The 26,608-nt window shown below is 38.1% G+C and carries 20 protein-coding genes; 7 read left to right on the forward strand and 13 right to left on the reverse strand.

Annotation, left to right across the window (positions count from 1 at the left end):
- Positions 1–121: 121 nt before the first annotated feature.
- Genes GTH25_RS17365 through GTH25_RS17375 form a run of 3 tightly spaced genes read left to right on the forward strand, consistent with a single transcriptional unit; the run spans position 122 to position 2,952 of the window.
- Positions 122–943, forward strand: a complete 822-nt coding sequence (locus tag GTH25_RS17365; protein WP_075672556.1) for an MBL fold metallo-hydrolase — start codon at positions 122–124, stop codon at positions 941–943.
- 13 nt (positions 944–956) lie between these two features.
- Positions 957–2,204, forward strand: coding sequence for an MFS transporter (locus GTH25_RS17370; RefSeq protein ID WP_075672557.1), 1,248 nt, complete (start codon positions 957–959; stop codon positions 2,202–2,204).
- A 34-nt stretch (positions 2,205–2,238) separates the two neighbouring features.
- Positions 2,239–2,952, forward strand: coding sequence for an MgtC/SapB family protein (locus GTH25_RS17375; RefSeq protein ID WP_075672558.1), 714 nt, complete (start codon positions 2,239–2,241; stop codon positions 2,950–2,952).
- Between the two features lie 81 nt (positions 2,953–3,033).
- Here GTH25_RS17375 and GTH25_RS17380 read toward each other — a convergent pair whose 3' ends face one another.
- The 10 genes from GTH25_RS17380 to GTH25_RS17425 all read right to left on the reverse strand — a co-directional run bounded on the left by GTH25_RS17380 (position 3,034) and on the right by GTH25_RS17425 (position 13,890).
- Positions 3,034–5,016 carry an acyltransferase family protein gene (locus tag GTH25_RS17380; RefSeq protein WP_159242146.1) on the reverse strand — a complete coding sequence of 661 codons (1,983 nt, stop codon included), beginning with the start codon at positions 5,014–5,016 and terminating at the stop codon, positions 3,034–3,036.
- Positions 5,017–5,117: 101 nt separating this feature from the next.
- Positions 5,118–5,834, reverse strand: a complete 717-nt coding sequence (locus GTH25_RS17385) for a hypothetical protein (protein ID WP_075672562.1) — start codon at positions 5,832–5,834, stop codon at positions 5,118–5,120.
- Between the two features lie 178 nt (positions 5,835–6,012).
- Entirely contained in the window at positions 6,013–6,903 is an 891-nt protein-coding gene (locus tag GTH25_RS17390) for a dihydrodipicolinate synthase family protein (protein ID WP_075672563.1), read from the reverse strand.
- Positions 6,904–7,075: 172 nt separating this feature from the next.
- Positions 7,076–7,963 carry a MurR/RpiR family transcriptional regulator gene (locus GTH25_RS17395; protein ID WP_088494247.1) on the reverse strand — a complete coding sequence of 296 codons (888 nt, stop codon included), beginning with the start codon at positions 7,961–7,963 and terminating at the stop codon, positions 7,076–7,078.
- Between the two features lie 189 nt (positions 7,964–8,152).
- On the reverse strand, positions 8,153–8,626 hold the full coding sequence (nanQ, locus tag GTH25_RS17400; RefSeq protein ID WP_075672565.1) for an N-acetylneuraminate anomerase: 474 nt from the start codon (positions 8,624–8,626) through the stop codon (positions 8,153–8,155).
- A 13-nt stretch (positions 8,627–8,639) separates the two neighbouring features.
- Positions 8,640–10,130 (reverse strand): sodium:solute symporter family protein, encoded by a 1,491-nt coding sequence (locus tag GTH25_RS17405; RefSeq protein ID WP_075672566.1) that lies wholly within the window; start codon positions 10,128–10,130, stop codon positions 8,640–8,642.
- A 51-nt stretch (positions 10,131–10,181) separates the two neighbouring features.
- Positions 10,182–11,051 carry an N-acetylmannosamine kinase gene (gene nanK, locus GTH25_RS17410; RefSeq protein ID WP_075672567.1) on the reverse strand — a complete coding sequence of 290 codons (870 nt, stop codon included), beginning with the start codon at positions 11,049–11,051 and terminating at the stop codon, positions 10,182–10,184.
- The gene (locus GTH25_RS17415; protein WP_075672568.1) at positions 11,048–11,746 is read right to left on the reverse strand and encodes an N-acetylmannosamine-6-phosphate 2-epimerase; all 699 of its coding nucleotides are present in this window, start codon (positions 11,744–11,746) and stop codon (positions 11,048–11,050) included. Before GTH25_RS17415 ends, nanK begins: the two co-directional genes overlap by 4 nt.
- Positions 11,747–11,954: 208 nt before the next feature.
- Positions 11,955–12,650: an oligogalacturonate-specific porin KdgM family protein gene (locus tag GTH25_RS17420; protein ID WP_075672569.1), complete on the reverse strand. Its 696-nt coding sequence runs from the start codon at positions 12,648–12,650 to the stop codon at positions 11,955–11,957.
- A gap of 82 nt (positions 12,651–12,732) precedes the next feature.
- The gene (locus GTH25_RS17425) at positions 12,733–13,890 is read right to left on the reverse strand and encodes an N-acetylneuraminate epimerase (RefSeq protein WP_164530771.1); all 1,158 of its coding nucleotides are present in this window, start codon (positions 13,888–13,890) and stop codon (positions 12,733–12,735) included.
- 622 nt (positions 13,891–14,512) lie between these two features.
- Here GTH25_RS17425 and fdnG point away from each other — a divergent pair.
- The 3 genes from fdnG to fdoI are packed head-to-tail and all read left to right on the forward strand — an operon-like array spanning position 14,513 to position 19,156.
- Entirely contained in the window at positions 14,513–17,560 is a 3,048-nt protein-coding gene (gene fdnG, locus GTH25_RS17430; protein ID WP_099659235.1) for a formate dehydrogenase-N subunit alpha, read from the forward strand.
- Positions 17,561–17,570: 10 nt separating this feature from the next.
- Positions 17,571–18,500, forward strand: a complete 930-nt coding sequence (fdxH, locus tag GTH25_RS17435) for a formate dehydrogenase subunit beta (RefSeq protein ID WP_099659236.1) — start codon at positions 17,571–17,573, stop codon at positions 18,498–18,500.
- A complete protein-coding gene (gene fdoI, locus GTH25_RS17440; protein WP_099659237.1) occupies positions 18,497–19,156 on the forward strand; it encodes a formate dehydrogenase cytochrome b556 subunit in 660 nt (219 codons plus the stop codon). Before fdxH ends, fdoI begins: the two co-directional genes overlap by 4 nt.
- Before the next feature lie 84 nt (positions 19,157–19,240).
- On the opposite strand, the gene fdhF is transcribed toward fdoI, so the two are convergent.
- A complete protein-coding gene (gene fdhF / locus GTH25_RS17445) occupies positions 19,241–21,409 on the reverse strand; it encodes a formate dehydrogenase subunit alpha (protein WP_164530772.1) in 2,169 nt (722 codons plus the stop codon).
- A gap of 615 nt (positions 21,410–22,024) precedes the next feature.
- On the opposite strand from fdhF, the gene GTH25_RS17450 reads away from it, so the two are divergent.
- On the forward strand, positions 22,025–23,341 hold the full coding sequence (locus GTH25_RS17450; protein WP_156734349.1) for a sodium-dependent transporter: 1,317 nt from the start codon (positions 22,025–22,027) through the stop codon (positions 23,339–23,341).
- A gap of 110 nt (positions 23,342–23,451) precedes the next feature.
- Here the strand turns inward: GTH25_RS17450 and GTH25_RS17455 are convergent, their stop codons facing one another.
- Together GTH25_RS17455 and GTH25_RS17460 are read right to left on the reverse strand one after the other, a co-directional pair.
- Entirely contained in the window at positions 23,452–24,822 is a 1,371-nt protein-coding gene (locus tag GTH25_RS17455; protein ID WP_075672576.1) for a class-II fumarase/aspartase family protein, read from the reverse strand.
- Positions 24,823–24,833: 11 nt separating this feature from the next.
- A complete protein-coding gene (locus tag GTH25_RS17460; protein WP_075672577.1) occupies positions 24,834–26,390 on the reverse strand; it encodes a PTS transporter subunit EIIC in 1,557 nt (518 codons plus the stop codon).
- Positions 26,391–26,608: the final 218 nt, after the last annotated feature.

The following is a 26,608-nucleotide window of genomic DNA, read 5'->3' on the forward strand; positions in this document are numbered from 1 at the left end:
ATTGGCAAATAATCTTCATCATTTTATCATTGGAACGTTCAAATTAATCTACAGCTTATAGATAGCCAACACCAGATAATTAATAAAATCATAATAAAACAATAGGATAAGGGGATTTCTTATGAAACTTCATTTTTTAGGGACGGCTGCCTCAGAAGGCATACCCAATCCCTTCTGCCGTTGTGAACACTGCCTGAAAGCAAGAGAACTTGGTGGGAAAGATATCAGAACTCACTCTTCTGCCATTGTTGATGACATTATGTTAATCGACGTATCACCTACATTTAGTTATCAATTAATGCGTGATGGAATGGATGCTACCAACTTTGAAAGCCTTCTATTCACTCACACTCATCCGGATCATTTCAATGTTGGCGATCTGTTTAGCCGAATGGAAGGTTATGGTTTTGAAATTAACCATCCTCTTCATATTTTTGGTAATGATCGCGCGATTAATGGTTGCATCGAAGTTTTACCTGGCTACAGCAAAGAACGTTTTGCTTTTCACTGCTTAATTCCTTTTGTTACTGTCGAAAGAAATGGCTATAAAATTACACCATTACTCGCTAATCATGCGAAATGGGAACTTTGCTATGTTTATCATATTGAGAAAGATGGCAAGGTTATTTTCTATGGACATGATTCTGGTTGGTTCCCTGAATTAACATGGAAATGGTTAGAAAACAAACCACTTGATATCGTTGTTTTTGAATGTACTTATGGACTCAATGGTAAAGATCGTACCGATAATCATATGAGCTTAGAAACCGTATTTGCAGCAAAAGAAAAACTGCAACAGCAAGGTTGTTTACATCAAGATACACAAATTGCCGTTTCGCATGTTTCACATAGCGGCAAATTGCTTCATCACGAATTAGAAGCTGTTTGTGCTCCTCATAATATCCGCGTTGCCTACGACGGATTAACGTTAGAAACAAATTAAGAGGAGAACGATGATGGATATGAAAATAACCTCTCGCTTACTGATAATGATGTTTGTGCAATATTTCATGCAAGGTGCATGGAATATGACCATGGGACTGGTATTAAGTACCTATGGTATGGCAAGCATCATTGGTAATGCCTACGCTTTATTAGGTGTCGCTACAATTATTTCCCCATTATTTATTGGCATGGTGGCTGACCGTTTCTTTGCTTCACAAAAAGTCATGGGCATCCTTCATTTAATTAATGCAGCAGTCATTATTTGTGTTCCTCAATTTATTGAAGCACAAAACAGTGGCATGACTTTATTCTTAATTTTCATTATTGGATTATTGTTTTATCCAACAACTGCGCTTTCAAATAGTATTAGTTTCTCCCATATTAATGGTGTGAAATATTTTCCTATTATTCGTGTATTCGGTACGTTTGGTTTTATGGCTATCGGATTTATATTAGGTGAAATGGGCTTCTCTGGTAGTACGATGACTTGGTATATCGCTTCTGCAGTGGGTGTTTTACTTGGTTTCTATTGCTTTACCTTACCTAACACACCACCGAAAGCGAAAGGCAAGCCATTCTCTACTCGTGATATTTTATGTTTAGATGCGCTTTCATTATTTAAAGATCGTTATTTCGCTATCTTAATGTTTAGTATCTTTATTTTAATGATCCCTAAAACAGCATACTCCGCTTATATTCCCGTTTTTATTAAAGCATTAGGTTTTAATAACGCGGCGTCTATCATGCAAATAGGTATAGCCTGCGAAGTTCTGTTTATGTTTGTATTGTCATTCTTCCTAATGAAGTTTGGCTTCAAAATTACATTACTTTTAGGTGCTGTTAGCTGGATCATTCGCTCGGTATTCTTCTCTTATGCAGCGGTAAATACAGAGTTTTATTTTATCGTTATCGGATTAATGCTACAGGGATTATGTTGGGACTTCTTCTTTACTGCTGGTGATATCTATGTTGACCGCAAAGCCAAACCGGAAATTCGTGCCCAAGCACAAGGCTTACGCTTTATTGTCTCTAATGGTTTCGGCTTATTATTTGCTTCCACTATTTGTGGTCAAATCTTTAATTCAACCGTAACAGAAACAGGTGATGCTGCATTACCACAGTGGTCAACATTCTGGGTATATCCAGCAATCGTTGCTGCCGTTGTAAGCCTATTCTTTATCTTCTTCTTTAAAGATGATGTGAGTAAAAAGAAAAATAACGAAGATAAGAAAGCACCAGAAGGTACAGTAACTCTTTAGTCTTAGAATAATAGGCCAACGTTAGGAGCAAACCATGGACGCATTAATTCAGTTTGTTGGCAGCATTGGCCCTTTATCACTATCAAGTATCGCTAAATTACTGGTCGCCTTTATTTTGGGCGGCCTTATTGGCTTAGAACGTGAATCAAAGGGAAAACCTGTCGGTTTTAAAACCTGTGTCATTATTGCTGTTGCCAGTTGTTTATTAACCATTGTCTCTATTCAATCTGCGGAATATTACGCCAATATTTCAGACAATATTCGTAGTGATCCCATGAGATTAGCAGCACAAATTATCAGTGGTGTCGGCTTCCTTGGCGCTGGCGTTATATTGCATCGACGTGATGATGCCATTTCAGGTCTGACGACCGCAGCCATAGTGTGGGCTTCAGCTGGTGTTGGGATTGCTTGTGGCTCAGGTTTTTATTGGCATGCCATGATTGTGACTGTTCTCTTTTTTATGGCTATTCAACTTAGCCCACAAGTGGTGCTATTTCAGATGAAAAACCAACGTTTAGGTAAGATTAAAGTACGCATGTTATTTACTCATGAAAGTGGTGTTCCCCTATTAATTGAGTATTTAAAAAGCCATAAAGATGTGATTGAAAACCTGACTATTCGCGATATTAAAAAAGAACGGGTTGAAGTGAACTTGAAACTGTTAGTTCGGCAAAAAATTACCTTACCCGAATTTTATTGCTCATTAAAACAGCTTGAACATGTTCATTCTGTTTCTTTGGATCATTAATATATTCAAAAGTAAAAAGTGCGCACTATCTTAGATAACTGCGCACTTTTTTATTATTTTGATGATCGATTAATTGTCTTATTAAGGATTATTCACGACTAACGGATTACCAAAACGCTCTAAATACATCATGCCAAAAATTGTTGAAGCATAATCTGTAATATGTCCTACATCACGATAAACTGGCACACCTTCTATATCGGTTAGACAGACATTTTTATCACATTGCACATCTTTAGGATCGATGATAATTAAGCTTGGATAGTCCTTTTTTAGCTTAACAAATAACTGATTCATCCATGTATTTCCCTCACCTTTATAGTTTTTGGGGTTACAGTTATTATCTGCAAAATCCTTTCTTAATTTTGCATTTTCATAAAAACAAGTCATAAAACCACTTGGCATAGAATTAACTGTTTTTATAAAAACAGGCTTAGCCCCTGTGGCAATAATAATATCAAGCGCTTCACGCATCGCTTTCTCAACGCGTTTGCGAGACTCTTCAACGGTCCTAACATCACCTATCTTATTAATGACATGATTTGACGCGTAATTATTCCAAACTTGCCCAAATATTACATAATCAAAGTGGTTATTCTTGATAACTTGATAATATTTCGCCGTTTGATCGTAGCAACGTTGATAAACTGTATTTTTATGATTAGACCAGTCATAAAGATAAATATTAGGAAGCGTAATACACGATGAAGTTGCTTGTGCATATACATCTATTTTGGCGTCTTTGCCTAAAATATCCATAAAGCCCCAATAATGATTTGCATGAGAATCACCAAATAAAAAGGCTTTTTTCTGGCTTCCTACTTCACCAATATGACACATTTTATCTGGATCTGAGGCTTCAAAATTCATACATTTAGTTCGATTGGGATAATCAAATTGATTCAATTTTGTTTCTAAATTAACGTAATTTTGCCCAAGCCTCGCTCCAATACCTTTATATTTTTCATTCAATGCATTTAGCCCCAAAGTGAATAAAATAGGTACAATTAACAAGAGAGTGATGGAATATTTAAAGGCTAAACGCTTTCTTCTAAACGGTTTTTCAATCAGAAAATAAGAACTAATCGATAGCAATAAGGTTAATGCTAACAGTGATCCCTTTTGCAGTTCTGTATTAAACACACCAACATAGCGTGCAACAGCAAATAATGGCCAGTGCCATAAATAGAGTGAGTAAGATAATAACCCAACGATCACGATTGGCTTTAACGAGAGTATTTTTTCAATGATACTCCCATGTTGTCCGGTATAAATAATTAGTGTAGCACCAAGACAAACATACAACGTATTAAGGTTCGGATAACCTGCAATAATATCGTTTTGGAATGCGATCCAAAGAATAACACCTAGCGCAATTAAGCTAATAACATCGTTTATTCTTCGATTAGGTTTTATCTTTGTTGGGAAGTAGGCAACACAAGCTCCCAACATAAATTCGAAGATCCGCGTACTAAAATAGTAGTAATTTTTCGGTTGATCTTTTTGGTAATAAAACACCAGAATAAATGAAATAGCAGTGACTAACACCACAGGATAAAAACTATTAACCCTTTCTTTTACATTGATTTTATGTAGAAAATAAAGTGTAAAAGGTAAAAAAAGATACCATTGCCACTCTATAGCTAAAGACCACGTATGCAATAACGGTAAAAAGAGTGCATCTTGCGCTGCATAGCTAGTTGTTGCTCTCGCAAAATATTTATTAGAGAGAAAGGCTGAGGCATATTTCTCGCTATTTGTAATATCTAAATAATCGCTAGGTAGGTAAAAAAGCCCAGATATCACTAGAACCGCAATTAATACAAAAAGATAAAGTGGTTGTAATCGCCATAATCGACGATTATAAAAATCACGAAATGAAAAATTACCTTGTGACAATGAAGTTTTAATTATTAGCGAAATCAAAAAACCAGAGATCACAAAGAAAATATCGACGCCAATAAATCCCGAAGGAATTAAGCGATTATCCAAATGAAAAAGGATAACCAGAATAACAGCGACCGCTCTTAAACCATCTACATCAGCACGATATTTTACATTCATAATTCAAACAAATAACCCGAATAAAAAGAATCGCTGGATTATATACTAATTAGCCATATCACTTTAGTCACAAAAAGATGAGTACAATTTAATATTTACGGTTAATAACACCTAAATGGCCATAACTGATTAAATTCCATCGTTAACCCCATCTGTACTTCTGTTGAAAGCGAACCTTTGCTTACCACAAATTTTGGATGTCGGATAATGATAGGAGTGTTAATTGCATAATGTATTAATGATGATCGGTTTTGCTCTAGCTCATCATAAAGCTGCTTCATATCTGCTGATGACGTACTATCACGTAATCGCCCAAGCGTAATATGGATAATGTCTTTATGAAGTTCACTTTCAATTGGGATCTGCTGATAAATCTGTTGCCTAAAGCGTGTTAATTCCTCTGAAATACCCGTTAATATCAGACTACCATTGGATGTTAGGACAACGTCATTAAATAAAATTTCGATACTTTTTATTTGGTTAAAGATTTTTGCAATCTCATGACACCACGATAATAATACAGGCCGTTGCAGTTTAAATTGCTCATTTTGTTGATTAAAAATCGTTAATAATGTGGAATGAAATTCTTGTGATTGAGTAAATTCAATAAATGGAAATTTAAGCGCAAGCTGTTCACAATAAGCTATTAGTTTTTGACTAAAAGGAATAAAGCTTTCCTCAACTTCAGGCTGAGAAATTATTAATTGCCCTGCATTTAAGCTGACATCAATAATACTTTCATCATTAATTTGTCGTTGCCAAATTTCGCCAGTTGCTAGTTTGTTGAGTGTTGCTTGTGTCAGGAATTCGTATGCCATCCGTACACCTTAATAAGAATAAAATAGTAACTCGTACTTTGGTTTGAGTGGCATTTAAAATCAAGTTTTAGAGTCAATAATAAAAAAGTGGCTTTATTCTAAAAGCCACTGTCACATCAAAGGGGGAGATGTTGAAATATGGGTCTATCTATAAAATTATCAATCAAAGTCAAATCGATTACAGAAAATTAGCTGCTTTAAACTTCGCTAAAGCATCAGCTTTTTGCTCTGCCGTCATTGGACGTAATGGGCGACGAGGGTCACCAACATCAATACCATGCAGTTGCATTGCTACTTTTCCTGCTGCAACACCGCCGTACTCAACTAAAACACGAATAATCGCAATCACTTTATCCATGCAAGCAGTAACACCTTCATGATCACCAGCTTTAAATTTTTCAATAATTTCAAGGTATAATGGTGCAGCATAGTTATATGTGCTACCAACTGCACTTAATGCACCACAGGCTAATCCCGCAGGAATAAATTCATCCACACCAAACGGAACATCGTACTTTCCACCCTCTACGCGTAAGCAACGCTGGAATTCATACATATCTGGGGAATTAAATTTCATACCAGATAAATTAGGTATTACTTTACCCGCTACTTGTAAGAATTTCTCCATATCAATACTTAAGCCTGACATGGTGGAGTGATAATAGTAAAAACCTTTAGATGGCGCACTTGCAGCCGCTAAACGACAATATTCAACAAGATCATCAACATTGCCCGGTTTAAAGAAACAAGGGCCAATAACGGATGTTGCTTTGATATCTAAGGTTTCAGCATGGCGAGCAAGTTCTAGCGTATCAGCAATACTTAATGCACCTGTATGAATAATAAGATCAAGCTTACCCTGGCTGGCACTAACCCAGCGTTCAGCCACTTTCTTACGTTCTTCAACAGAGCAATGAATACCTTCGCCTGTTGTTCCTAATACATAAGCACCTGTCACACCACTTGCAATTAGGTGTTTAGCTATTTCATCAATGACAGGATAATTAACGCTACCATCAGTTGCAAAAGGAGTATGAGGTGCGGCAATCAGTCCAGAGAGTTTGTTCATGATAACTTCCTTTGGAGGTTAATTTCTTTTCTATTAATTTTATGGAGCTTAACTCTATATTAGGGAGCAATACTTCAGAACGCAATAACGAAATGAGCATTAAAGGAAGAGAAAAATGAAAGTGTGATCTTTAGCCAATTTTCACTAAAAATCACACAATGTAGAGATAAACTTATGCGGAATGAGTCTGCTTTAGCGCATTCAATGTTCGCAGTTTTTGCTCTTTAACCATATCAGGCTGAGCTTGTACTAATAGCGTATAAAGAAGATCTAATACAAAGAGTTGTGCGGTTTTTGTACCAATAGAGTCACCTTGCAGTTTCCCTTGTCGGTTACCATTAATTAAATGATGATCAGCATACTCCATAATTTGTGAGCCTAAATTATGAGTCAATGCGATCGTGCTGGCTCCTGCTTCTTTAGCTAATTTAAGAGCATGGACCGTTTCAGGAGAATTACCGGAATGGCTAATTCCAATAGCCACATCGCCTGGTTTTAATAGTGAAGCTTGCATATACATAAAGTGGTTATTTGTAACAGCATCAACACGATAGCCAATTCGCATAAGTTTATTTTTTAAATCTTCTGCTGTAATTCCTGAAGAGCCAACACCACAAATAAAAATATAATTTGCTGATAATAAAGCATTTACAGCACCTTGAACTTGCTTCATATCGAGCAGATTTAATGTCTCTGATAATACGTTATTAATCGTTGCTTGAAGTTTTAAACCAATGGTATGGATATCGTCTTGATGGGTCACTTCTGCATCAAGAATAGGTGACTCTTCATTATCAGAGGTCGCCATTTCAATCGCCAAATCCATTTTAAAATCTTGAAACCCTTTATAACCCAATGTACGGCAAAAACGCACAACCGTCGCTTCACCCGCTTTTGTTGCTTGTGAAAGTTGAGCAATAGAGAGTTGAGTAACTTCTGTAGGATGGAACAGGATATAGTCTGCAATGCGCTGTGATACTCGCGTTAGACTATTTTTCATTGCGCCTAGCGTATCAAGTATTTTACCCGGCTTTAATCGAGTCGTTGCCTGTTCTGTCATGGAGATTATCCTTGGTTGCAGAAGATACACGGAAAAAAATTCTGCCAACAAGAGTACCAATTCCAACAGGTTAAAAAAAGCCTTGCTCATACAATAATATGATAATAAAAAACGCTTTATTCCTTAATAGCATCAGAATACAACTTACTGATACATCAGAAATAAAGCGCTTAATAAAAATAGTAATTATTAGTCGGTCAATGCGGTGACATCTAACTTAACAACAACTTTTTTCAGTGTGTTTGCACCCTTTTCAGCCGAAATTCCTGGTTTATGAGGTTCATAAGGCATAAAAACAGCAAACATGCTTGATGAAAGCGTTAAGGTCTGTTGACCTATTATTGTATCGGTTAGTTGGTAATCATCAGCCTCATTATAAGGCGTCACGTCTTGTGCTGAGCCTTGTATACCAAAATCAATAATTTCTTCGCCACTAAGCAATATTTGAATATCAATATAACGTTGGTGTAACTCAGCTCGCTTCTGTTCACGAGGTTGTGTTTCAAACGTCATTACATTCATAAATAGCGTTTCACCATCAATCTTATAACTTCCCGGAGCAAGTGAAGCAGGATCAAGTGCTAATGCTTTTTCCATTGCGTCACGCAACGCGGGATTCATTTCTGGCATTGTAGCCAAATCTGATATGTGTCCAAATAACATAGATTATTCCCTATTAGTTTCCTGACGTTTCACTATCATCTAATGAAATTTGTTTTGCTGATGAGAAAAGCGGTGCTGTAATTGTTCCTGCTATAACAACAGACATCGCACCAATCACTCCGTAGAAGAAGAAATTAAGATCACTGCCATAACGAGCAGCTAATACAGCAATAATACTGACAATAATCCCGACAACTGCACTACCTGCATTAGCACGCTTGACAAAAATACCCAGCATAAACAAACCGGTCATTGGGCCACCCATTAAACCAATCAGACTATTAAAGGCATCCCAAATTTCAGATTCATCAGATAAAACTAACCAAATTGCAGCTAAACTACTGAAGACACCAGCAACAATAATGACTAATCTTGCGACTTTCATTTTTTGTTCAGCGCTGCGTTCAGATTTGCTTAAACGAGTGTAGATATCAGAATTAAAACAGCTTGAGATACTGTTTAAGCTACTCGAAATGCTGGATTGAGCCGCAGCAAAAATAGCTGCAATAATTAATCCAGCAATACCAACAGGCATTTCAGTCACAATAAACAGAGGCAGAATACCTCCTGTATTAAAGCCTTCAGGTAAGAAATTAGGATTCTGTTTGTAATACACAAACAAGGCAGATCCAATAGCAAAGAAGAAGATAGGAATAATGGCAACTAATTTCGCATTTGTTATCAGTGTACGTTTTGTTTCTTCAATAGAATCTGTCACGATATAACGCTGTACGACATCCTGACTTGCTGTAAATTGTTGAATATTAGCGAATAAAAATCCGATCATCAAAACAGGAATAGTACTATCCGTCCAACTCCAACGAAATTGAGTCGTAGGAAAGAATTTATCAGCTTGTGATGTTGCAGTGAAAATTTCACTAATTCCGCCATCAACTTTAAAGCAGATCATAATAAAAATAAGAACTGCACCACCTGAAAGCAATAACCCTTGGATAACGTCCGTCCAAATAACACCTTCAATTCCGCCCATCCAAGTATAAATAATACAGAGCAAGCTAATCAGTACGATTAAAACAACAGGGTCAATACCCATAAAAGGACGTAAAGCAAGTACAGTTAAATAAGTAATAATAGCAACCCGACCAATATGGAATAACATAAACGAAAGGCTGGCAAATAAACGACTGCGTACATCAAAACGTGCTTCTAAATATTCATAAGCCGAAGTGATTTTTAATTTTCTAAAGAAAGGAATATAAAAATAAAAAACTAATGGCAAAATAGCGATAGCTAAATATTGCCCGATAATAAAAGTCCAGTCGGAGGTATAGGCTTTTGCTGGGATCGACATAAAAGTAATAGAACTTAACGTAGTCGCAAAAACAGAAACCCCTGCAGCCCAACCAGGAACCCGACCTCCTCCACGAAAATAATCATCCGCTGTTTTTTGGCGTTTAGAGAAATAAACACCCACGAGTAACATTGCTGCCAAATAACCAAACAGCACTGCATAGTTAATAAAACCAAAATCATGTAATTGCATTTTTTAGTCCTGCCATATGTAGGGTAAAAGGTAAGTTTTACGACAGTTTTTTTATTGCTCTCTAGCCCAAAGGACAGCGCCCCAGAGCCCGGCATCATGATGATAATGAGCCGATAATATCGGCACTTGTAATGCAACTGGTTGCTTTATCTGGGCAGCTTGAACGAGTTCGATATATCCCTTTGCCAGCCCAACACTTCCTCCAAGAACGACACAATCAGCATCTGTTGTTGCTTTAATATCAGTCACCAAATTTGCAATGGTGTTTGCTGAACGTTCAATAATTGATTTTGCTTGTAAGTTTCCCTGATGAAAGGCAGCAAAAATCGCTTTTGCATCTTTTCCAGCAAGCTCCTGTGTCGCTTGTGATGCAATTGCACGACCAGAAGCGATTGCTTCAACACAACCATAGCGACCACAACCACAAAGTGGGCCATGAGGATCGGCAAGCGTGTGACCTAAATGACCTGCAATACCTCGCTTTCCTGTAAAGAGCTGTCCTTGTTGAATTACGCCACCGCCAACACCTGTCGATACGGTGATAAATGCCATATCGGAAATAGTTTCACGGCGATGATCATATTCAGCCCATGTGGCCGCTTGAGCATCATTGAGTAGCCAACAAGGCAATCCTGTAAGTGAGACAAGTGTTTCTTTTAAAGGAAAATCTTTTAGTCCACCTAAATTATCCGGATTCAATGCGGTCAAAATGCCATTACAAATAATCCCTGTTGATGCGACAGCAACACTATCTGCATCGCTTTTGAGTGGTGTAGTAATAGCAACTAAAGCTTCATAAAGTTGCGTTGGTGATGCACTTGCGGGTGTGGCTATCTGTGTATGTTGTGTCAATTGGTTATCTCGACTAATTAGTGCCGCCGAGATTTTTGTTCCTCCAATATCAATTGCTAATGTATTCATTTATCTAACTCCTGCTGCCACTTTAATGCCTGAGTAAACCAATCACAGACATGTTCAAGACGCGTCAATGCAGAGCCTACTGTGACAGCCCAAGCACCCGCTTGCATTCCTCTTGCGGCAATCATTGGTGTGTTATAACGCCCTTCGGCAATCACTCGGCATCCCCTTTCGGCCAATGCGGTAACAAGTTGTAAATCAGGTAGCTTTGGTATCTCACCACCGGTATAACCCGACATCGTTGAGCCAATAAATTCAGTGCCTAACTCTTGGCAATACATACCTTCGTCAAAGGTGGCACAATCTGCCATCGCCAATCTTCCTAAACGATGAATATGAGCTAATAGTGTTTTCACTGGTATAGGACGCACACGGTCAGTACCATCAAAAGCAATAATATCGGCGCCCGCTTTAGCTAAGTCATCAACATCACTAAGCCACGGAGTGATCCTTACAGGGCTATCAGGTAAATCACGCTTCACAATGCCAATAATCGGCACATCAATAAGAGGACGAGTTGCTCTTAAATTATCAATTCCCTCAATACGCACAGCGATTGCTCCTGCATTTACCGCTGCTTGAGCCATTGCAGCAACAATCTCTGGCTTATCCATTGGGCTATTATCAACAGGCTGGCAAGACACAATCAGTCCACCTTTTTGTTGAATATCTTTAGTCATCTTTTCAATTAGCGTCATTTTGACTCACTATTCTCTTCATTTGAAATGTAACTCCAAATTATAGTATTTTACGGAGTTTAATTTCTCAATCAAAAAAACAGTAATTTGTGAAGAAGATCAAACAATAATCAATAGCCTCTAACTAACTGATAAATAAACTAAATAAAAATTAGAGTGATGTTTCCACCACTCTTTCTCTTTTTTATTCCGCGTTACTTAACTTAAATTAGAAATGAAACTGCAACCCAACTCGATAACGTGTCTGGCGATCATCACTAAGAGGGCTTACAGCCATATTGCCAACTTCAATGTAGGGAGTGAAAGTGCTGTTGATTTGATATGAAAAAGCGACATTGTGCTCGTAATTGCGTTTCTTATTATCATATTTTATGGCGTCGCTATACATTTGAGTATAATCATATTCCACTTTAAATTTGTTATATTTATAACCTATAAAGCCATCAAGACGATTTGTTTTTTCATCATCAACACCTTGTTTTGTTTTACGGGCATAATCAAAACGATAACGCCCTGCAATATATAAACCATTATCAAAGTTATATTGTGCTTTTAAATAGGGTTTATATATAGAAGTATCTGTTACGGTTTCAAAAATAAGACCAGGCTGTAATGTAATATAGTTATTTAGTTTATAGTTATAACTTAATCCCATTTCAATAGCATTATTAACAACATCACTGAATAGTTTATCTTTCTCACCATCAACACCACCCGATTTAACGCTAGCATCAATATAGAAACCAACACCGTTTGAAAAAGAGTGAATAAATGCAACTCTATCTTTATTAATTCGAGTAGAGTCTGCATATTCATGACGAAAGTCTAATGTAGTCGCATATAATTGAGATGACATTAATAAAGTACAGCATGACAATAAAAGTTTCTTCTTTTTATTTAGCATAATATTTTCCCAAAAAGGTGAGATCCCCTGAATTAACAAAGGAGATCTTGATGAATTATTTTAATTTATATTTAGGAAGAGTTTATTCAATAATTAATTGTTTATCTTTCATTGTTAAAGTAATAACTGAATTAACAGCTTCACCTTTATTTGTTTCGCCTCCAATTAAATAAAGTGAATTATCATATGAAACAGTAATACCATAGCCAAGAGGAAGAGGTAATTCACCAATGACTTTCCATTGATTATTAATAAAACCATAAATTTCTTTATGCCATGTCTTTTCTAATCCTTGATGCGCAAAGTAATGTTGCTGTGCATAGTTTGCCTGTGCTCCCGGGAAATTTGCCCCGCCAGCAACAAGTAAAGTGTGCATACTGTAACCGGAAAATGCACCAGCTAAACCGTCTTGTGGCTGATTAGGCGTAGGGTCGGGTAATTTCTGAGCAACAGAATTCCATTGTAATTGAGTATTTTTTAATGTGGCAGTTTGCACTTCACTGGTGCGTAACCCTGGTTTTATTTCACCATTGATTAAAGTGATTTTATTGCCATCATAAGCTAATGCAGAGCCTGCTGTTCCATTAAATGGCGTAATACCTAATAATCTCCATTGATTATTTTCAGCATTATATTCCATTATATTTCGATTAAAAAAATAACCTTCAGCAGGCTTATTAAAATAATCACTAATAATTTTTTTATTTTCAGATTCATTCGATTTAGTACGGTTTAAATCAACGAAATAACCGTCAAAGATTTGTTGATTAACACCACCAAGAATAATAGCTTGATCATTGTTAATACTAACTCCTGTATGCCCAACCAATCCGTAAGGTGCTCGAGTGTTGATCTTTTCCCATTTATTTTCTTTTGGTGAATAGCGATAAACATCTGTCAGCGCACTAATTGTTTCGCTATTTTCATTTTCTTTTCCTGCTCCACCAAAAATATAAATATCATTATTTAGCTCTAGAGCAATAGCTTGATCTCTTGGTGTTCCAGGAAAGTCTGCTATTCTTTCCCATTGTTTTTTCGAACTATTCAGGTCAAGCTTATACCATGATTTTCCCGCTGTACCTAAACCAACATAAATAATATTTTCGCTAATTGTTCCAGCGCCACTTTTAAATGTTACTGGTAAATTAGGCAGCTTTTCTGCAAAACTAGTAGACGTGAATATTGCCGACACTAGCATTACAGAAAGACAGGAGTAAGATATTTTCTTTATTCTGTTCATACTTATTAGCTCTTATTATTGTCATCAAGTAGGGGTTTTTCTTGTATCTTAAATATCACTCCAATATATAATTATTTTCGGAGTTAAACTTCAAATTGATCTTTTCTGAATTGTGAAGGCGATCAAAATGTCTATTTTTTAATCTTATATTTTTACAACTTTCTTTAAATCAAATTTAGGAATAAAAATCTGACAATAGAATAAAATACAGTCTCAATAAATTATTATTGAGATTTTATACAGAATATAATGTTACTTTTTTTACAGTAAAAATTTTTTATGACACAGGTAAAAATGGAGTTTTATTTCAAGCACCTTTTTAATAGATTACATCCTCATTTTTACCTTGTGTGTTAATTGAAAAATTGGTTATTTAACATGATGGAAATCAAACTAAATTGTTATTTTTTAATATATTTTGTATCCGCATTGTTAGCATGGATTTATTTTTTTTCCTCGTTATAATCACCAACGTCATTTTAAGTAGTAGTTCATCACATTGAGTTCATAAAACGATACTCAGGTCTGTCTTGAATGATTGAAAAATGAAATCGTATCTTTACTGGACGTTTTTTAAACGCCCGGTACGGATGTTATTTATCAATTTATCGAGGAGACACTGATGCAAATCAGTCGTAGGTCTTTCTTTAAGATCTGTGCAGGCGGTATGGCTGGCACATCTGCTGCATTACTAGGCTTGGCACCTGAAGTATCTATTGCGAACGCTCGCCAATATAAATTATTACGTTCCGTTGAAACTCGTAATAACTGCACTTATTGCTCTGTAGGTTGCGGTATTTTGATGTATAGCCTTGGGGATGGCGCAAAGAATGTCGATAAAAGTATTTATCACATTGAAGGCGACCCTGATCATCCCGTTAGCCGTGGCTCTTTATGCCCGAAAGGTGCTGGGCTTGTCGATTATATCCATAGTGAAAATCGCCTGAAATATCCTGAATATCGTAGACCTGGCTCTGATAAGTGGGAGCGCATTTCATGGAATGAAGCGATTGATAAAATCGCCCGTCTGATGAAAAAAGATCGTGATGAAAACTTTGTTACCCATAATGAAAAAGGGCAGGAAGTTAACCGCTGGCTCACCACCGGTATGCTTTGTTCTTCTGCTGCTAGTAATGAAACCGGAATTTTAGATAATAAATTTTCTCGTTCATTAGGCATGATTGCTATCGATTGTCAGGCAAGACTTTGCCATGCGCCAACCGTTGCAGCATTAGCTCCAACTTTTGGTCGTGGTGCAATGACCAATAACTGGGTTGATATTAAAAACGCTAACGTTGTGCTGATCATGGGCGGTAACCCTGCTGAAGCGCACCCTGTCGGTTTTAAATGGGTTATCGAAGCTAAAATTAAGAACAATGCGAAGGTTATCGTTGTCGATCCTCGTTTTAACCGTAGTGCTGCGGTTGCCGATCTCTACTCTCCTATTCGTGCAGGCTCTGATACTGCGTTCTTATTAGGTGTTATTCATTACCTTATTGAACACAATAAAATTCAGCATGAATATGTGAAAGCCTATACCAATGCTTCTTTGATTGTTCGTGAAGATTTTAGCTTTGATGAAGGTCTTTTCAGTGGGTTTGATAAAGAAAATCAAAGCTATGATAAAACCTCATGGCACTATGAACTTGATGAGAATGGTTTAGCATTAAGAGATAATTCACTGCAACATCCTCGTTGTGTGTGGAATCTTTTAAAACAGCACGTTTCACGTTATACCCCTGAAATTGTTACCACTCTTTGTGGCACACCTTTAGAAGATTTCACCTATATCTGTGAAGCGCTTGCGTCTACCAGTGTAAAAGACAGAACCTCAACTATTTTGTATGCCCTTGGTTGGACACACCATACCGGTGGTGCTCAAACTATCCGTGCAGCAGGTATGATCCAGTTATTATTAGGTAACGTGGGTATGCCAGGTGGTGGTGTGAATGCGTTACGTGGGCACTCGAATATTCAAGGTTATAGTGATCTGGGTTTATTATCATTAAACCTACCGGGTTATATGCCTCTTCCTAATGAAAAACAAACATCATTAGAAACTTATTTATCTCAGGTAACACCGAAAACCGTGGTTGCAGACCAAGTTAACTACTGGAAAAGAACCCCTGATTTCTTTATTAGCTTACTAAAAAGCTTCTGGGGTGAGCACGCAACGGCACAAAACGAATGGGGTTATCACTGGTTACCAAAATGGGATAAAAGCTATGACATCATGGCGCAAACCCAATTGATGATCGATGGAAAAATGAATGGTTATATCGTTCAAGGTTTTAACCCATTAGCCGCTTTTGCCGATAAAAATAAATGTAGCGCCGCATTAGCCAAACTAAAATATATGGTTGTCATAGATCCCTTAGTGACTGAATCATCTAATTTCTGGCAAAACCACGGCGAGATGAATGAAGTCTCACCAAAAGATATTCAAACTGAAATCTTCCGTTTACCTTCATCATGTTTTGCTGAAGAAAATGGCTCAATTGCAAACTCAGGTCGCTGGTTACAATGGCACTGGGCGGGTGCAAAACCACCAGCACAAGCATGGCATGATGGTAAAATTTTAGGGCATTTATTAATGCGTCTGCGCGAGCTTTATCGTGAAGAAGGCGGCGTTTGCCCTGAGCCTGTGATGAATCTTTCGTGGAACTACGTTGACCCTTACGATCCACAACCTGAAGAAGTGGCGAAAGAAGCGAATGGTCAAGCCATGCAAGATATCTTTGATGAAACAGGCAAATTGTTGTTTAAAAAAGGACAACAACTTGATGGCTTCCATCAACTGAAATCAGATGGTTCAACTGCGAGTTTCTGTTGGGTTTATTCTGGTTGCTGGACTGAAAAAGGCAACCAAATGGCGAACCGTGATAACGCCGATCCATCTGGACTAGGTTGTACACCGGGTTGGGCTTTTGCGTGGCCTCAAAACCGTCGTGTGTTATATAACCGCGCATCAGTTGATCCACAAGGGCAGCCTTGGGATGCAAAGCGTCAGCTTATCAAATGGAATGGTAATCAATGGGTTGGCCCTGATGTACCCGATTATAGCAATGCAGCGCCTAATAGCGGTGTAGGCCCGTTCATTATGCAACCAGAAGGTATGGGACGTTTATTTGCTGTTGATAAAATGGCTGATGGTCCATTCCCTGAATTCTACGAACCGTTTGAATCGCCAACAGAAGATAATATTTTGCACCCAAAAGTCTCTCGTAACCCTGTTGCACGTTTATATAGCTACGATGCCGAACATTTAGGTAAAGCAGATGAATTCCCTTATGTGGCAACAACCTATTCAATTACTGAATTGTTCCGTCACTGGACAAAACACTCACTGATTAATGCTATTGCACAACCTGATCAATTTATTGAGATTGGTGAACAACTTGCTTCACGCAAAGGCATTGTTCAAGGTGATGAAGTTAAAGTCAGCGCGAAACGTGGCTATATCAAAGCCAAAGCCGTGGTGACTAAGCGAATTAGACCACTAACGATCAATGGCAAAGTCGTTGATACCATCGGCATTCCTTGTCACTGGGGCTTTGAGGGAGCAACTCGTAAAGGTTTCCTTGCCAATACATTAACGCCATCTGTGGGTGATGCGAACTCATTCACACCTGAATATAAGGCGTTTTTAGTCAATATCGAAAAGGCATAAGGGGAAACTAATGTCATTGCAATCTCAAGATATTATTCGTCGTTCTGCTACCAATTCTCTCACGCCTGCACCACAAGTACGTGACTTTAAAGAAGAAGTGGCAAAGCTTATCGATGTGACAACCTGTATTGGCTGTAAAGCCTGTCAGGTTGCCTGTTCTGAATGGAACGATATTCGCGATAAAGTCGGTCTTAATGTCGGTGTTTATGATAACCCGATGGATTTAACCGCTAAATCGTGGACCGTAATGCGATTTTCTGAAGTCGAAGAAAACGGCAAGCTGGAGTGGCTAATTCGTAAAGATGGCTGTATGCACTGCGCTGATCCGGGTTGCTTAAAAGCATGTCCCGCAGAAGGTGCCATCATTCAATACGCTAATGGTATTGTCGATTTTCAATCAGAACACTGTATTGGTTGCGGTTATTGTATTGCGGGTTGCCCTTTCGATGTCCCTCGTATTAATGAAGAAGATAACCGCGCTTATAAATGTACATTGTGTGTTGATCGTGTTGAAGTTGGTCAAGAGCCAGCTTGCGTAAAAACCTGTCCAACAGGTGCGATTCATTTTGGCTCTAAAGAAGCGATGACTCACCTTGCCAATGAGCGCGTTGCTGAACTTAATACCCGTGGTTATGACAAAGCCGGTTTATACGATCCTCAAGGGGTTGGCGGAACTCACGTTATGTATGTACTTCATCATGCAGATAGACCTAATTTGTATCATGGCTTACCCGAAAATCCAGAAATTAGCTCAACGGTTAAATTCTGGAAAGGTATTTGGAAACCATTAGCAGCAGTGGGTTTTGCAGCCACTTTTGCGGGTGCAATATTCCATTATTTAGGTATTGGCCCTAACCACACCACAGAAGAAGATGAAGAAGAGGCACAAAAAGAGATGGAAGCATCACAAAATTCAGTGAATAAAGAGGAGCAGAAATAATGAAGAAGAAAAGTGATAAAATCCTTCGTCATACTGCCTCAGAGCGTATTAATCACTGGGTTGTGGCGATTTTTTTTATTTTTACCACTTTTAGTGGATTGGGCTTTTTCTTCCCATCTCTAAACTGGTTTATGAATATTTTAGGCACACCACAGCTTTCGCGTTTACTGCATCCATTTACGGGTGTCGCGATGGTATTCTTCTTTATCTTTATGTTTTTTAGATACTTAAAGCATAACTTTGTTGATAAAGACGACTTAGTGTGGGCGAAGAATATCCATAAAGTGCTACAAAACGAAGAAGCTGGTGATATTGGGCATTATAACTTAGGTCAAAAAGGGATTTATTGGACATTAAGTCTTAGCCTTATCGTCCTTACCATCAGTGGTGTGATTATCTGGCGTCCTTATTTTGCGGATTATTTCTCAATCCCCATTATTCGCATTGCCTTACTGGCTCACTCACTGTCCGCTATTTTACTTATCATAACGGTGATAGTTCATGCTTACGCCGCGTTTTGGGTAAAAGGTTCGATTCGTAGCATGATTGAAGGCTGGGTAACTCGGGGTTGGGCGAAAAAGCACCATCCACGTTGGTATCGTGAGATTTTAGAAGAAGAGAAAAAAGAAGCAGAAAGTAAATTAAACCCAAAATAATAGACTACTTTTTTCTATAAAATAGATGTGAGAAAAAAATGGAGGCTTTATGGCCTCCATTTCTATTTTTAATCAACAATTAACTTAATGTGCCGCGGTTTTTGCTTGTTCCACTAAGTTTATTAAACGGCTTCTCATTGTGTGATAGTGTTGAGAAACTTGGCTTTCTGCCCATTTTTGATCCTCAATTTTAATCACTCTAGCTGCACAATATTTAGTTTCTGGCGTTTTAGACACAGGATCAAGATTATCTTGAGTTAGCTCATTACATGCCCCAATCCACCATTGATAAGTCATATAAATCGCTTGCTTATTGATTGCCTCATTCACATTACAACGAGACATCACTTTACCTCTACGTGATTCAACCCAAACAATCTCTTGATCACCAATACTGGCTTCTTTGGCGACATCAGGGTGAACTTGAACATAACCGGGTTCATCCGCAAGTGATGCCAATGCTTTACAGTTACCTGTCATAGAGCGACAAGAATAATGCCCCACTTCACGCACTGTAGATAAAATCATTGGATAATCAGCATCGGGTAATTCAGCAGGTGCTCGCCATGGTGTCGCGAACAACTGACCTTTGCCTGATGGAGTGGTGAATTGGTTACCTGAATATAAATAAGGTGTCCCTTTATCTTCAATATCAGTACAAGGCCACTGAATATGTGCTAAACCTGCTAGTTTTTCATAAGTGACACCAAAGAACAGTGGGCATAATGCTCTGACTTCATTCCAGATCTCTTCATTATTTTCATAAGACATCGGGTAGCCCATTTCAGTGGCGAGTAAACTAATGATTTCCCAATCACGTTTTACATTGCCGCGTGGTTCAATGGCCTTTTCAAAACGTTGGAATCCTCTATCCGCACAGGTAAAGATGCCAGCATGTTCACCCCAGCTTGTTGATGGTAATATCACGTCAGCTTGCTCTGCAGTTTTGGTCATAAAGATATCTTGAACTACCACAAAATCGAGCGCTTCAAAGCCTTTTCTCACCAAGCCTAAATCAGCTTCGGTTTGGAGTGGATCTTCGCCCATGATGTAATACGCTTTTACTTTGCCTTCAATGGCTAAATGCGGTACTTCAGTAATCCGATATCCCACTTCAGGATCGAGTTGTTCAACAGGAATATTCCACGCTTGAGCAAATTTTTTACGTGTTTTTTCATCGGTAACATATTGGTACCCTGGGAACATGTTGGGTAAAACACCCATATCACACGCACCTTGAACATTATTTTGTCCACGAACTGGTGCAACACCAACATGCGGTTTACCTAAATTACCCGTTAATAATGCAAGACCAGATAAGCCTTTAACCACATCAACTGCTTGGCCAAATTGTGTTACCCCCATTCCCCACATAATCGTGGCTGTTTTAGCGCCCGCATAAGTACGCATTGCCTTACGGATTTCCATTGCAGGAATACCGACAATATCTTGTACCGCTTCAGGGCTATAGTCTGCGAGTTGTTTTTTATATTCTTCGAAACCTTCGGTATAGCGGCTGACATAATCTTTATCATAAAGATCTTCATCAATTAGCGTATACGCAAAGGCATTGACTAACGCCATATTAGTCCCATTTTTTAATGGTAAATATTGATTAGCAATTTTGGCTGTTTCGATTTTACGAGGATCACAAACGATTATTTTCGCACCTTTTTGTTTCGCTTTAACCACACGGCGCGCCACAATAGGATGAGAGTCAGCACAGTTATAGCCAAAAACTAATAAGCAATCTGAATCTTCAATATCCGCAATCGAGTTGCTCATAGCACCATTGCCGAGTGTTTCTTGTAAGCCTGCAACAGAAGGGCCATGACAGACACGAGCACAGCAGTCGACATTATTATTACCTAATACCGCGCGAACAAATTTCTGCATCACAAAGTTGGTTTCATTCCCTGTACCACGAGAAGATCCTGTACACATGATGGATTTCGCACCGTATTTTTCTTTGATTTCCAGTAATTTTTTTGCCGTATATTGAATCGCTTCATTCCAACTTACAATTTCAAAATCAGCCCCTTTTTGTCGGCGGATCATGGGTTCATGAATTCTGGCTGTCAGCAATTTATTGTCATTAAGAAAATCCCAACCATAGAGCCCTTTTAAGCAAAGTTCTCCTTGATTGGTGACACCATTGGCACCTTCAGCTTTGATTATGCGACCATTTTCGACACAGAGATTGATTTTGCAGCCAGCGCCACAGTAAGGACAGACGGAGTTGATTTTGTTCATTTGATATCCTTTCCCCTAACTAGGGAGTAAAAGAGTCATAAAGAACATTCAACTAAGCAGGAAGCATGCCAATTGTTTTTCAAAATATAATCAATGAGATATAAAAATAAAATAATATTTGATAATCGTTTCGTCATTTTTGTCGATGATTACCATGCACAAATAGGGTTAATACTCGAACTTATTACGGAGTTAAGTGATTAGCATCAGGAAAACATTTTGAAATAAAAATTAATACTGAATTCTAATAAAATTTATTTCTTTAGTTTGAATTTATGATATAAATAATAAATACGCATTTTGAAAAACAATATTTCATATTGCATTGCGATTATATCCATTTCAATAAAGAGCAAAAAGATGAATATGAACACCAACAACCGACTCCTAGGCCTAAACCTACTACTCCTTCGTTAGGTGGCCGAGCACGTTCATTTTTTTGCAAAAGCCACCAGTCAGGTGGCTTTTTGTTGTGCCCCTACTGGTGGAACTGTTTTTTAGGGGAGTTTCTATGATGTTTAGTTTCACCATTAGGATGATGAGTTACAACGTCTTACCAATAAGCCACTGTATGGCAATGCCTTTCATAACAAACCAAATGAAGCAGGAGGCAAAATGAGCCAACAATGGACATCACGAGTCGGTCATATCTTAGCAGCCGCTGGCTCTGCAATCGGTATTGGCGCAATCTGGAAGTTTTCTTATGTCGCAGCCAATAATGGTGGTGGTGCATTTTTAATTGTCTTCTTGTTATTTAGTTTTGTTATCGGGCTTGCTGTATTACTGGCTGAGAATATTTTGGGCAGTAGCACACACGCTGAAGCCGTGAACGCATTTAAAAGAATGATGGGACGCAATTGGGTCATCATTGGCGTTATTGGTGTATTCAGTTCATGGTGTATTTATAGCTTCTATAGCGTTGTCGGTGGCTGGACAATTGGCTATACCGTTATGGCGGCAACAGGTCAGTTGAATATTACAGATAGCGCTGAATTAACAGGTATTTTTACCCGCTTTATTAGTGATCCGTTATGGCCTATTTTGGCTCACCTTGCCTTTGCTGGATTAACCTGTTTTGTAGTTTTAGCGGGTGTACAACGTGGATTAGAGAAAGCGGTTAAAATCATGATGCCAATGTTATTTATCATTATGATTTTATTGATTATTGTTGGTATCAGTTTACCCGGATCTTCTGAAGGTTTAAAATTATTTTTATACCCTGATTTCAGTAAGTTAACCCCTCAAGGCGTATTAGATGCGTTAGGGTTAGCCTTCTTCTCACTGTCTATCGGTTTAGGTATTCACATCACTTACAGTGCTTATTTAGCGGATAACAAAGGTATCGCTAACTCCAGTATGTGGGTGGTTATTTTATCTTGTATGGTGTGTGTCCTTGCCGGATTAATGATTTTCCCTGCATTATCTGCCGCAGGTTTAGAGCCGAATGCAGGCCCCGGTTTAACCTTTATGACTATGCCGGTTTATTTTGCCAACTTACCCGGCGGTAATATTTTAGCAGTAACTTTCTTTGTCTTGTTATTAATGGCGGCGTTAACCTCTGCAATTTCATTACTTGAGCATATCGTAGCTTATGTACAGATGCGTTTTCAGTGGACTCGCCGTCGTGCAGGATTAGTCGTTACAGCCTCTATTATGCTGATGGGTATTCCGGTTTCATTATCTTTTGGACCTATGAGTGATGTGACATTAGGTGGTAAAACAGTTTTTGATTTGTTGGATTACCTGACTTCCAATATTTTGATGCCACTGTTTGGTATTGCAATGTGTTTGATCTTTGGTTGGTCAAGTAGAGCGAACGCATTTATTCCTGAAAATATCACTGGGTTAAAACGCCAAAGTTTATTATTAGTATGGCGTTATATTGGTCCAATTTGTATCGGTATTATTTTAGTTCATGGATTAATTGGCTAAACAAATTCCCTGCAAAAACAGTTTATTAATTAAAAAAGAGCCTCTCAAATTGAGTGGCTCTTAACTTAACTGATAATGATTTTTTATAGATACTTGATGGTTTTTACTATTTATTTATAACTTTGTTTAATTTCTTGAGAAATTGCTAACCCACGTTTTGCTTCTTTTTCAGCAAGTTCAACGGATAAACCGATATAAGAACGAGGATCAAGCATTGCCTTAATTTCATCAGCATTAAAGGCCGCCGTAATGGTTTCATTCTTCATCAGGTTAGTATAAAAATCTTCACCGTCTGCAGCCGTTTTAATAGCTTCTTCATATAACAGTGAATGCGCTTTATCTTTACCTAATTTTTCTGCCATTTTCATCATAACGTATTCGGTATTATCTAATCCCTTATTTCTCATCACGTTATGTAGCATTCTCTCCTCATGAGGAACGATGGTTCTTGAAAGCTCTTCCGTTCTTAATAAAATTTCTGTTGTTAATTCTAACGATTCTTCAATTAAGCCATCGAATAACATATAAGAACTGCTGTCACCTTCATAAGGTCTTACCGCAGAGTACATGCCCACATTAGGTAATGAGTACAGTTTCTGTGAGTTAGCAATAATACCTTTGGCTAATTTTGGATTAATTTTATGAGGCATCGTGCTACTTCCCACAGTACCTTTTGTAAATCCTTCAGAAACCTCAGCAATTTCTTCTAATGTGGTGCTATAAACTTCTTCACCAATTTTATGACAAATATTTGCCATCAGTGCCAAGTTCATCATGTACTCTAATTTATGCGTACTGAGGTTACGTGATGGTACCTCCATTGCCTGCATACCCACTAATTCAGCAACACGTTTTTGTACTTTCATCCCTACTTCAGGCATTGAGTTAAAAGCACCTACTGCGCCACCCATCATAATGGTGAATACACGTTTCTCACTCTCTTTCATGCGCTGGTAGCAATCAATAAAATCGCTGATCCACACTGAAACTTTATACCCGTAAGTGATAGGAATAGCATGACGACCGTGCGTTCTACCTGCCATTACCATATGTTTTGTTTTTTCAGCAAGATTTGATAAGTTTTCAATAATTTCGCTCAACAATAACATGAACTTATTGTGTACAGTTTTCATCATATACAGCTGTGAACTTTGCTGTATGTTTTGCGTGGTAATGCCATAGTGCACGTATTTACCGCTCTCTTCAGAGCACGCATTTACCAGCACTTTTAAGAAAGGCACAAAGCCATGACCGATTTTTTGATAAATGCGGTTCATCTCTTCGAAATCGATATTCTCAATAATCGCCTTTTCTTTAATTTCATCAGCAGCAGACTGTGGAATAAAACCGTATTCAGCTTGTGCTTGCGCTAACATTGCTTCAAACATCAGCCAAGTTGAATATTTAGCTTCATTGGACAGCAGATTTTTAATACCGCGATCGTCGATTGTTTTGCTTTTAGAATCGTATAACGCTCTCATCATGTATCCTTTTATTTCTTCATTGCTTCATCAACAGCATTGCGAACAAATTCGACTTTAGGGCCATAAACGACATGGACATGGTTTGCTGCCGGAAAGAAGAATGCTGTACATCCAGACTCCAACATTAATTCTTTATCTATCTGATTAACTTCACTAATATCAATACGTAATCGTGTAATACAGTTATCAACATTACGAATATTTTGTTTACCACCTAAGGCTTTAATTAGGATCTCTGCAATTTCGCCATAACGTTTTTCTTTGATTAGCGTATTTTTCATATTGCTTGATTCTTCTCTACCCGGTGTTTTGATATCAAACTTGACGATAGCCCAGTAGAAAATGAAGTAGGTCACCACAGCCAATGCACTACCAATCAGCACTAAGAAGATCCAGTTAGTGTGTTCGTACAGTAAACCAAAAATAGTGAAGTCAAAGACGGTGCCTCGGATATAACCGATCGCAACACCTGCAAAAGAGAGCAGAACTGCACCAATGCCCACAATAATCGCGTAAATTAAATAAAGTAACGGTGCAATAAAGACAAAGGTAAATTCAAGCGGTTCAGTAACGTTACCTAACATTGCAGTTAAGACCATCGTCACCAACATTGATTTAACTTCAGCGCGGTTCTCCTTTTTCGAGGTTTTATAAATCGCTAATGCAATTGCTGGGAACAGGAATAGCGTAACCAACATTTGTTGTTGAGCCATAAAACGCGTTAGGCTTGGCATCATTGCCCAATATTCACTGCTTGGTCCTTGGTTAAATAACACTTCTGTCATTGCGGGAACAACGCCCACATAGGTTTGCCCGTCAATCACATAAGAACCACCCGCTTCGGTAAATCTAAACAGAACGTTCCAAACGTGGTGTAAACCAAATGGAATAAATAGACGTTCACCCCCCGCAGTAAAGAAAGGTCCGACAGGACTTAAGAAGACAGCCGAGAGCTTAGTTAAGCCCATGACTAATACTTCCCAAATAAATGGTAGTAATGCACCTACACAGATCATCAATCCGACCATAATAATGGCGACAGATTTTTTCCCGGAGAAGAAGGCAAATGCCGTCGGTAATTCAAGGTTATAGAATTTATCCGTTGCCCATGCGGCGATTAATCCGGTGATAATCCCCCCTGCAGCACTGATATTCATGGTTTGTATACCAAGCACCTTGATTTGCCCTACCTGCGTCATAATCGCAGGATCAGCAAGCTTTCCTGTCAATACTAGCCAGATATTGATAGTACTTATCAAGGTCAAATAGCCGACAACGGAGGCAAAGACCGCTATCCCCTTATCTTTGTGGCTCATACCGTATGCCACACCCATTGCAAATAAGAGTGGAATATTATCAAACACCACGCCGGCAATAGTACGGATACTAACTAATAGAGCATTAACTGTTTCATTTCCTAGAAAAGGAAAGCGTGCAATCATATAAGACTGAACTAAAGCACCACTGATCCCTAAGATCATACCAATAGGTGCCAATACGCCGATAGGTAGAAGTAGGGTTCTACCAAAGCGCTGAATAGATTCGCTGAACTTTTTCCTGGCCATATTTTTTTCCTTATGACTTCTCGAATATAAAAGAATTACCGAGGTACTCTATCTTAGGGATTATAGGAAATGAATGACGCGCTGGTTTTAAATATTATCTCAGGTCATACTTTATGACTTAGGTCTTTTTTTATTAGAAATCGATTTAATAAAGAACAATGAATAAAATTTTTTATTTTATTAAATAATATTTATTTTAGGACTTAGAAGTAAGATTG

This window comes from Proteus terrae subsp. cibarius, from assembly GCF_011045835.1.
GTDB classification, from domain to species: Bacteria; Pseudomonadota; Gammaproteobacteria; order Enterobacterales; family Enterobacteriaceae; genus Proteus; species Proteus cibarius.